We start from the raw sequence: 9715 nt of genomic DNA on the forward strand, positions 1-9715 counted from the left end.
GTTTCGGGCATGCAGCAGCCATGCTGCTGACGCGGGCGTCATTCGGAGCTCCTGGAAAACGTCACACAAGAAGGGGGTGACGCAAGGTTATGTGCGGACAATGCGCCGCACGATACCCATACAAGGAATTGGACCGAACGATGTCATGCCATACGACTAGTAGGCGGTAATTGCTATGCCGAATGGCCTATCTGCTTGCAAAATCCTTCGCGCCAGTTCAGCCGGAACGAAAGCGAGCGAACACTCAGCGTGAGGGCTCAGCCGCCGGTCGGGTGAGCCGAGGGGAACCGGGGCGCGCGCTTGTCCCGCAACGCCGCGGCGCCCTCGACGACATCGGGTCCCATGAAGGTCAACATTTCGTAGGCCGCCGACTGGTCGAAGATCGGGCCGGCCATGCGCAGCCAGCCGTTGAGCGCGCGCTTGGTCCAGCGGATCGCGGGTTGCGACCCGGAGCCGAGGACGTCCGCCACCCGCAGCGCCTCGGGCAGCACCTCCTCGCGCGGCAACGCCTTGCTGACCAGGCCGAGCCGCTCCGCTTCGACGCCGTCGACCATCTCGCCGGTGAGCAGGTAGTAGCGGGCCTTGGCCATGCCGACCAGCAGGGGCCAGATGATCGCCGCGTGGTCGCCGGCCGCGACGCCGAGCTTGACGTGCCCGTCGCCGATGCGTGCGTCGTTCGCGCAGATGGAGATGTCGGCGAGCAGCGCCACCACGGTGCCCGCACCGACCGCGACACCGTTGATCGCGGAGATGACGGGCTTCTCGCAGTTGATGATGTTGTAGACGAGGTCGCTCATCTCCGACAGCATGTGCGCGACGCGGTCATGGTCACCCGCCATCCGCTCGACCATGGCGAGGTCACCACCCGCGGAGAACGCCTTGCCCGCACCGGTGATCACCGCGACCCGGGTCTGTGGATCAGCCGACACGTCCGTCCACACACGCGCGAGCTCGCCGTGCATCTGCTCGTCGGCGGCGTTGTACTTGTCCGGCCGGTCCATCGTGATCAGCAGGACGCCGTTGTCGCGCCGCTCGAACCGCAGCTGCCCGTACTTCGCGAAGTCCATGGGACCCCTTTCAGCTCATGGTCGAACCATGATGCTGCAGGGGCGTCACTGCGGGAAGTTGACGCTCGGCAGCACCGCCGGGTCGAGCCCCGCGGCCTCCAGGGCCTGGCGCGGGTCGGTGAAGAGCTTGCGGGCCTGGAGGTCCATCACGCCGAGCACGCACCGCAGCTCGGCGGACACCGTGCCGTCGAGCTTGGTGATCAGCGTGTCCAGCCGGAACGTCTTGCCACCACCGAACCGCAGCTCGCACGTCACGTCGAACTCGTCGCCCACCCGCAGCTCGCGGCGGAAGTCGACGCTCGTGTGCAGCATGACCGGGCCCATGTTCGAGTCGGTCATCTTGTCCCACAACAACCCGGCCGCCTCGAAGCCGCCGACCCGCGCCAGCTCACCGTACTGGTGGTACACGGCGTGGTTCACGTGCCCGAGCCGGTCCACCTCGTAGCTGCGCACCTTCAACCGCATCCGCCACGCAGTCTCAGCCATGCGCCCGACTGTACGAGCGACCGCCGACAATCGGGCGACCGCGTGATGAGCACGACATCAACCGCCGTAGAACACCCGCTCGACGACCGCGCGGGCCCGCCGCGTGGTGCGCCGGTAGGCGTCGAGGAACTCCCCGACGTCGCCGTCGGCCGGGTAGCCGAGCACGCTCGCGACCGCGGCCAGCTCCCGCCCCGACGTCGGCACCTGGTCGGTCTGCTTGCCCCGCACCAGGGTCACGGCGTTGCGCACGCGCGTGGCCAGCGTCCAGGCCGAGATCAGCTCGGCCCGGTCCGACTCGTCGAGCAGGCCCGCCTCGGCCGCCGCCGCCAGTCCGTCCATAGTGGACCGTGTGCGCAGCGCCGGGACTTCGTGCGCGTGCTGCAACTGCAGCAGCTGCAACGTCCACTCGACGTCGGCCAGCCCGCCACGGCCGAGCTTGGTGTGGGTGTTCGGGTCGGCGCCGCGCGGCAGCCGCTCCCCCTCGACCCGCGCCTTGATCCGGCGCACCTCCCTGGTCGCCGCCAGGTCCAAGCCACCCACCGGGTAGCGCACCGGGTCGATCGCCTCGATGAACCGCGCACCGAGGTCCTGGTCCCCGGCGATCGGGCAGGCACGCAACAACGCCTGCGCCTCCCACACCTCGCCCCACCGGGCGTAGTAGTCCACATAGGACCCGAGAGACCGCACGAGCGGCCCTTGCCGGCCCTCCGGGCGCAGGTCGACGTCGACCTGCAACGGCGGGTCCTGGCTCGGCGCACCGAGCTGCTTGCGCACGCTTTGCGCCACCCGCGAGGCATAACGCATGGCGTCGGCATCCGAGACACCTTCGACCGGCTCGCACACGAACATCACGTCGGCGTCGGAGCCGTAGCCGAGCTCGGCGCCGCCGAGCCGGCCCATCGCGATCACCGAGATGCGTGCCTTCCAGCCGTCCGCGGCGACGGCTTCGGCCCGGTCCACCGCCTCGAGCGAGGACTGCAGCACCGCGCCCCACACGCTGGACAGTGCCCGGCAGACCTCTCGGACGTCCATCAGCCCGAGGATGTCGGCGCAGGCCACGCGCAGCAGTTCGTGCCTGCGCAGCGAGCGGGCCGCGGCGATCGCGTTGCCGAGGTAACCGTGCCGCTTCACCGTGCTGCGCAACGATCCCGCGACCTCCTCCGGGTCGCGCCCGGCCAGCTCGGCGGGGTGCCCGAGCAGCCGCAGCACCTCGGGCGCGCGCACCATCAGGTCCGGCACCAGCTTGGACGTGCCGAGCAGGGTGGCCAGCCGTTCGACGACGGCACCCTCGTCCCGCAGCACCCGCAGGTACCAGGGCGTCGACGACAGCGCCTCGGACATCTGCCGGTACGCCAGCAACCCGCCGTCCGGGTCCGGTGTGCCAGCGAGCAGGTCGAGCAGCACCGGCAGCAGGGCGGTCTGAATCGAGGCGCGCCGCGACACCCCGGAGGTCAGCGCGCCGATGTGCTGCAACGCGCCGTCCGGGGCGGCGAAGCCGAGCGCGGCCAGCCGGGCCCCCGCTTCCTTGGTGGTCAGCCGCAACGCCTCGGACGGCACGCGCGCGACGGCCTGCAGCAGCGGCCGGTAGAACAGCTTCTGGTGCAGCCTGCGGGTGCGGTTGGCGTGCCTGCGGAACTCCGCGAGCAGCTTCTGCGCCTCCGACTTGCCCTTCTCCGGCCGGATGCCCGCGGCCCGGGCCAGCCAGCGCAGCTCGGCGGTCTGGTCGTCGGCAGGGAAGAGGTGCGTGCGCCGCAGCCGTTGCAGCTGCAGCCGGTGCTCGAGCGCGCGCAGGAACCGGTAGGACTCGCCGAGCTCGGCGGCGTCCGCGCGCCCGACGTACCCGCCGTCGCCCAACGCGGCGAGCGCGGCCATGGTCGGACCGAGCCGCAGCTGCTCGTCGCTTCGGCCGTGCACGAGTTGCAGCAACTGCACCGCGAACTCCACGTCGCGCAGCCCGCCCCGGCCCAGCTTGAGCTCGCGCTCGACCAGTTCGGCGGGCACGTGCTTCTCCACGCGGCGGCGCATTTCCTGCACGTCGGCCACGAATCGGTCGCGATCCGCCGCGGTCCACACCAGCGGGCGCACCATCGTCGCGTACTGCTCGCCGAGTTCCTTGTCGCCGACCACCGGGCGGGCCTTGAGCAGCGCCTGGAACTCCCACGTGTGCGCCCAGCGCTTGTAGTAGGCGGCGTAGCCGTCGAGGCTGCGCACCAGCGCACCCGACTTGCCCTCCGGTCGCAGCGCCGCGTCGACCTCGAAGCACGCGTCGGTGGCAACGCGCATCATCGTGCTGGCCACGCGGGTGGCGACGGCCGTGTCGCCGTCGGCGACGAACAGGACGTCGACGTCGCTGACGTAGTTCAGTTCGCGGCCACCGCACTTGCCCATCGCGATCACGGCGAGCCTGGCCTCACCAGGGTGTTCGGCCTGCGCGACCGCGAGCGCCGCGCCCAGCGCGGCCTCGGCGAGCTCGGTGAGGTGGCTGGAGATGTGCTCGTAACCGACCACGGGCAGGTCCCGGTCGACCGCCTGCGCGAGGTCCTCGGCCGCGATCTCCAGCAGCAGACCCCGGTAGGCGGCACGCAGCGACGGGGTGGCGTCGCCGCTGCTCATGCGTTCGCCGTCGACCGTGACGGCCTCGAGCAGCAGCCCGGCGTAGTCGGCGGGTTCGGTCAGCTCACCGACGATCCGGTGCCACTCGCGCGGGTTGGCGGCGAGGAAGTCGCCGAGCGCGCTGGACGAGCCGAGGATGGCGAGCAGCCGCGCGCGGAAGACCGGGTTGTCGCGCAGTTCGGCGCTGAGGTCGTCCCAGTCGTCGGTGGCGACGCGCAGGCGGTCCAGCGCGAGCAACGCCAGGTCCGCGTCGGGGGTGCGGGCCAGCGCCGCGAGCACGACGTCGCTGCCCGGCGTCGGCCCGCCGTCCTGCCACCAGCCGGCCGCGACCAGGTCCTGCTCGGCCCGGTCGTCGGTGAGCCCGTACCTGGCTGGGGACTGGGTGGAACGCGCGCGATCGGCCATCGCGACAACCGTAGCGCCTGCTCAACCCCGAACGGTCCGATCACGGATACTACGAAATCGTAGTATCGGAAATCGTAGAGTATCAATCTGTTGCCGACGCGGTCAGCCGCGGATGATCACCCAGACGCCGAACGCGACGACCGCCGCACACGCCGCGAACCCGATCGTCGCGGTGACGGTGCCCGGCCTCGTGCTCGCCTCCCGCTCGCGCGCCGTCATCCGCATCGACATCCCGCCGATGCCGAGCGAGAACAACGCGACCATGGCGAGCACCGCGCCCATGGACACGCCGAACACGATGGCGAGCCCGGACCAGTTCACGTGCATCACGCCACCGCCCGCACCGGTGTCGGCTCGGCCGGCACTTCGAGTTCGTCGACCACGGCGCGCGGGCCGACCGGCCGCCGCCGCGACGCGAGGTAGATCCCACCGCCGATGACGAGCCCGGCCAGGGCCACGGCGATCACACCCAGCGTCCCGGAGTCCGCGGTGACGCCGGCCAGCGCACCGACCCCGCCGGCGAGCGGCAGCGTGAGCAGCCACGCGACGGCCATCCGCCCGGCGACGCTCCAGCGCACCTCACGCACGGGGCCACCGAGGCCCGCGCCGAGGATGCCGCCGGAGCAGACGTGCGTGGTGGAGAGCGCGAAACCCAGGTGCGAGGACGCCAGGATCACCGTCGCCGCGCTGGTCTGGGCCGCGAAGCCCTGCGGTGCCTCGAGCTTGGTCAGGCCGCGGCCCAGCGTGTGCGTGATGCGCCAGCCGCCGAAGTAGGTGCCGAGCGCGATCGCGAGGCCCGCGCTGAGGATCACCCAGACCGGCGGGTCGGCGCCCGCGCCGAGCGAACCGGACGAGATCAACGCCAGGGTGATCACGCCCATGGTCTTCTGCGCGTCGTTGGTGCCGTGCGCGAGCGAGACCAGGGAAGCGGACGCGACCTGGCCGAGCCGGAAACCGCGGGTGGCGGCCTTGGGCTGGGCGCGGCGGGTGAGCCGGTAGGTCAGCCAGGTCGCGGTGGCGGCGATCACCCCGGCGATGACCGGTGAGGCGACCGCGGGCACGAGCACCTTCTCGACGATCTTGCCGAAGTGCACCGCGCTGGTGCCGGACGCGACCCACGTCGCCCCGATCAGGCCGCCGAACAGGGCGTGCGACGAACTCGACGGCAGCCCGGCGTACCAGGTGACCAGGTTCCACACGATCGCCCCGATCAGCCCGCCGAAGATCACCGCCGGGCTGATCCGCGTCTCGTCGACGATGCCACCCGAGATCGTCTTGGCGACCTCGACCGATAAGAACGCTCCGACCAGGTTCAGCCCCGCGGACAGCACGACCGCGACCTTGGGCCGCAACGCACCGGTGGCGATGGAGGTGGCCATCGCGTTCGCGGTGTCGTGGAAGCCGTTGGTGAAATCGAAGGCCAGCGCCGTGACGATCACGACGATCACAAGCAACGTGGGGTCCACGGCGCCGACGCTACCGGGCAACCCGCCATTCATTGGTAGGAAACATGCGTGGTTCAAACCACGGGGAGCCGCCGGGCCGAAGTGACCGCCGGTTCGAGCTCGCCGCGGACCAGCGCGAGGAAGCGCTCGGCGAACGGGCGCCAGGTCTCCTCGAGCCGTTCGTGCGCTTCGGCGAGGGCCTCCTCGGTGAAGGTGCCCGGCCGGGCCAGCGCCGCGGTGTCCGGGTGGGACCGGGCCCAGTCGAGCACCATCTCGGGCGTGGTCTCGATGTGGAACTGCACCGCGTACGCGTGTCCGCCGAGGCGAAAGGCCTGGTTCGGGTACTTGGGCGAGGCGGCGAGCAGCTCGGCGCCCGGCGGCAGCAGCGTGATGGCGTCGGAGTGGAACTGGACGACGTCCGGCGTCATCGGCACCTCGGCGAAGAGCGGATCGCTCCACCCGAGGTCGCGTTTGGCGACGAGCAGCACACCGGCCTCGGGTCCCTCGGCACCCTTCTCGACCCGGCCGCCGGTCGCCGCCGCCAGGAGTTGGGCGCCGAGGCAGATGGCCAGCAACGGGGTGTGATCTCGCACGCAGCCGGCCAGCAACGCGCGGACGTCGGCGAGCCACGGGTGCTTGTCGTCGTCCCACGCGCTCATGCCGCCGCCGAGGCACACGACCCCTTGGTACTGCTTGAGGTCGTCCGGCAGCCCGTCGATGCCCGGGCGGACCAGGTGCAGGTCGGCGCCGGCGTCGGCGAGCCAATCCCCGAGCCGGCCGGGCGGGTCGCCCTCGCCGGGCTGCAGGACGAGCAGGCGTGTGGTGGTCACGCGTCGAGCGTATGCGTTCCCGCCACTGGGAATCCGGCCGCCCGCCAGGTGGTGATGCCGCCCGCGAGCCGCTTCACGCGAAAGCCCAGTTCGGCCAGGCGCAGCGCACCTTGGGTCGCGGCGTTGCACTGGAAGCTCTCGCAGTAGCAGATGTGCAGGAGGTCGCGGTCCAGCGACGCGGTCGTGTGCTCGTCCATGGTCCAGTACGGGAAGTTGATCGCGCCCGGGATGTGCAGCTCGGCGAACTTGGTGGCGTTGCGGCATTCGATCAGCTGGTAGCCCGCGGCCACGCCGTCGCGCATGTCGGCGGCGACGTCGTCCGGGTCGACGTCGAAGGCGAGTTCGGCGGCGAAGAACCTGGCCGCGTCGGCGGGGTCGGCGATCGGGAAACGCAGGACGCTCGAGGTGCTCATGCCGGGAAGCTTGCCGGTATGGTCGCCTGGCGGCCAGGGGTGCATCTACCTTGTGGCCTTTGTGGCCTTTGCGGCCGCGCGGCGGATGTCGGCGAATTTGCCACCCGATCGGGTGGACACGCCCGGGATCATGCCCGGATTTCGGCGTGTCGCCCGTCTGTTGGCAGAGCAACGTGGGCCAGCCAAGGCCGCGAAGCGGGCAGAACAACGAGCCGCGACCCGAGGATGGGATCGACCGCGCCGCATGGTGGCCGCTCCGGCGCAGGGACCTGACCGGGCGCAGGACCACTGGGGATCGACCGGGCCGTGTGGTGGCCGCTCCGGTGGCCAGGGAACCTGACCGGCGTGGGGACCCGCTGGGGTTCGCGCATGTGCGGCGTCCCGAGCCGGTAGGTAGCGGCGTGGCGGTCGATCGCCGAGCTGAAGGCGTTCGCGGAAGCGCCTCAGGTGCACGGCGGGTCGACCAGGCCGCCGGGTGTTCTTCTCGGCCGCGCGCGGAGGGCCGGTTACACGGTCACCGTCCCCTCGGCGGCGCGCGGACGTTGCTTCACGTGGTCGTTGGCGGCGAGATGAACCGGTATTCGACGGCGTCGTGGTGGGGGCGGAAGCCGATCCGCTGGTAGATCGCGTTCGACGTCGGGTTGGCGAGGTCGGTGAACAGGGCGACCTTGTCGGCCCCCGCGTCGAGGGCCCACCGGGCGGCCGCGGCGGTGATCGCGGAGGCGTAGCCGTGGTTGCGGTGCTCGGGCGGGGTGTAGACCGGGCCGATCCGGGACATGCCGCCGATGGGCCTGCTCGCCGCCGCGTGCGAGACGGGCTCGTCGTCGACGTACCAGAGCAGGTTGCCGTTGCCGGTGGCCATGGACCGGCGGACCGGGACGGTCTGGTCGCGCCGAGCCTCGTTGTGCGGAGCCGCTTCGCCGGCGAAGGCCTCGCGCCAGCGGGCGAGCAGCTCGACGTCGTCCTCGGTGGCCCGGCGCGCCTCGCCGGGGACGTCGGGCGGGGTCAGCTCGTCGAGCAGGTAGAGCCGTAGGGCGATCGCGAGTTCCTTGGTCCCGCCGGCGGCGGCGAGCCAGGTGTCGGCGAACAGGTCGGCCTTCTCCAGTGGTGCGCTGACGCCGGTGACGGGGAACGCGATGTCCCGCAGGTATCGCACCAAATCGGGCATGGCCGCGTCCGGCACACAGCTGACACCCATCGGCCAGGGTGGCGTGCAGAACGCGGCGCCTGCCTCGCCTGCCTTGCCGGCGGTGCCGGCGGTGGGGTCGATGGTGAGGAGCAGCGGTGGTTCGGCGTCCGGGTCCGGCGCCGCGACCAGGCCGCGGAGCACGGTGAGCGCGATGGTGTTGCGCAGCGGATCGGCCCGGAAGAGCGGCTCGACCTGCGCCCAGAACGCGGCGAGGTCGGTGTGCCGGGTGATCTTCATGACTTGAACCGGTAGTCGGCGGCGTCGGAGTGCGGGCGGAAGCCGATCCGCTGGTAGATCGAGTTGGACGTCGGGTTGGCGAGGTCGGTGAACAGGACCACATGTTCCGCGCCGCGGTCGAGCGCCCACTGGGTCACCGCGGCGGTGACCGCCGATCCGTAACCGTGGCCGCGGTGCTCGACCGGCGTGTAGACCGGGCCGATCCGGGACATGCCCTCGACCGGCTTGGTCGCCGACGCGTAGGAGACCGCCGTGCCGTCCACCTCCCAGAGCACGGTTCCGTTGCCCAAGGCCATGGACCTGCGGACGATGTCGGCGTGGTCCTCCTCCGGCATGTGACCGGTGTCCTGGCCGAACGCCAGGCGCCACCGGGCGAGCAGCGGGATGTCGTCGTCCGTGGCGACGCGGGCTGTGCCGGCGACCTCGGGTGGGGTCAGCTCGTCGAGCCGGTACAGCCGGAGCTTGAACCCCAGGCTCACCTCTGCCCCGGTGACCACCTGCCATTCCTTGCTGACCTGCTCCGTCGCTTCGAGCGGGCCGGTGACCCCGGTGACCGGGAACCCGAGTTCACGCACCAACGCGACGAGTTCCGGGGCGGCGACGTCGGGCATGCCGCTCACCGAGATCGGCCACGGCGGGGTGCAGAACGCCGCGCCGACGGTGGTGCCGTTGTCCTCGAAGGTGACGAGCAGCGGCGGCTTCGCCGTCGGGTCCGGTTCGGTCAGCAGCCCGCTGAGCACGGTGAGCGCGACGGTGTTGCGGACGGGGTCGGCTCGGTAGACAGGCTCGGCGAGTTCCCAATAGCCGGCTAGGTCGGTGTGCGGCACAGCTCTCATGGCAGTTGAGGATGCGGCCCGCGGCCGGTGCGCGTCGAGTGAATTTGTCCTGAAGACGCCAGAAAGCCCCTGGGCGATCTTTCGATCACCCAGGGGCTCCTGGAAATTAAGTCCGGCGGTGTCCTACTCTCCCACACCCTGGCGAGTGCAGTACCATCGGCGCTGGAGGGCTTAGCTTCCGGGTTCGGAATGGG

Annotated in this window: 9 protein-coding genes and 1 rRNA gene; all 10 read right to left on the reverse strand. The window is 71.1% G+C overall.

Annotation, left to right across the window (positions count from 1 at the left end; all coding sequences use genetic code 11):
• Positions 1–257: 257 nt before the first annotated feature.
• The gene (locus EV186_RS38215) at positions 258–1067 is read right to left on the reverse strand and encodes an enoyl-CoA hydratase/isomerase family protein (protein WP_133854452.1); all 810 of its coding nucleotides are present in this window, start codon (positions 1065–1067) and stop codon (positions 258–260) included.
• Positions 1068–1112: 45 nt separating this feature from the next.
• Positions 1113–1553, reverse strand: coding sequence for an acyl-CoA thioesterase (locus EV186_RS38220; RefSeq protein WP_133854453.1), 441 nt, complete (start codon positions 1551–1553; stop codon positions 1113–1115).
• Positions 1554–1610: 57 nt separating this feature from the next.
• A complete protein-coding gene (locus tag EV186_RS38225) occupies positions 1611–4571 on the reverse strand; it encodes a bifunctional [glutamine synthetase] adenylyltransferase/[glutamine synthetase]-adenylyl-L-tyrosine phosphorylase (protein WP_133854454.1) in 2961 nt (986 codons plus the stop codon).
• A 102-nt stretch (positions 4572–4673) separates the two neighbouring features.
• A complete protein-coding gene (locus tag EV186_RS38230) occupies positions 4674–4898 on the reverse strand; it encodes a hypothetical protein (protein ID WP_133854455.1) in 225 nt (74 codons plus the stop codon).
• Entirely contained in the window at positions 4898–6037 is a 1140-nt protein-coding gene (locus EV186_RS38235) for an inorganic phosphate transporter (protein ID WP_133854456.1), read from the reverse strand. Before EV186_RS38235 ends, EV186_RS38230 begins: the two co-directional genes overlap by 1 nt.
• A 53-nt stretch (positions 6038–6090) precedes the next feature.
• On the reverse strand, positions 6091–6846 hold the full coding sequence (locus EV186_RS38240; RefSeq protein ID WP_133854457.1) for a type 1 glutamine amidotransferase: 756 nt from the start codon (positions 6844–6846) through the stop codon (positions 6091–6093).
• Positions 6843–7259, reverse strand: a complete 417-nt coding sequence (locus tag EV186_RS38245; RefSeq protein WP_133854458.1) for a rhodanese-like domain-containing protein — start codon at positions 7257–7259, stop codon at positions 6843–6845. The genes EV186_RS38240 and EV186_RS38245 overlap by 4 nt, the downstream gene beginning before the upstream one ends.
• Positions 7260–7806: 547 nt before the next feature.
• Complete coding sequence (locus EV186_RS38250; RefSeq protein ID WP_133854459.1) at positions 7807–8685, reverse strand: GNAT family N-acetyltransferase; 879 nt, start codon at positions 8683–8685, stop codon at positions 7807–7809.
• Entirely contained in the window at positions 8682–9521 is an 840-nt protein-coding gene (locus EV186_RS38255) for a GNAT family N-acetyltransferase (protein WP_133854460.1), read from the reverse strand. Before EV186_RS38255 ends, EV186_RS38250 begins: the two co-directional genes overlap by 4 nt.
• 110 nt (positions 9522–9631) lie before the next feature.
• A 5S ribosomal RNA gene (rrf, locus tag EV186_RS38260) occupies positions 9632–9715 on the reverse strand; the annotation flags it as partial.

Source organism: Labedaea rhizosphaerae (assembly GCF_004362825.1).
Classification (GTDB): domain Bacteria; phylum Actinomycetota; class Actinomycetes; order Mycobacteriales; family Pseudonocardiaceae; genus Labedaea; species Labedaea rhizosphaerae.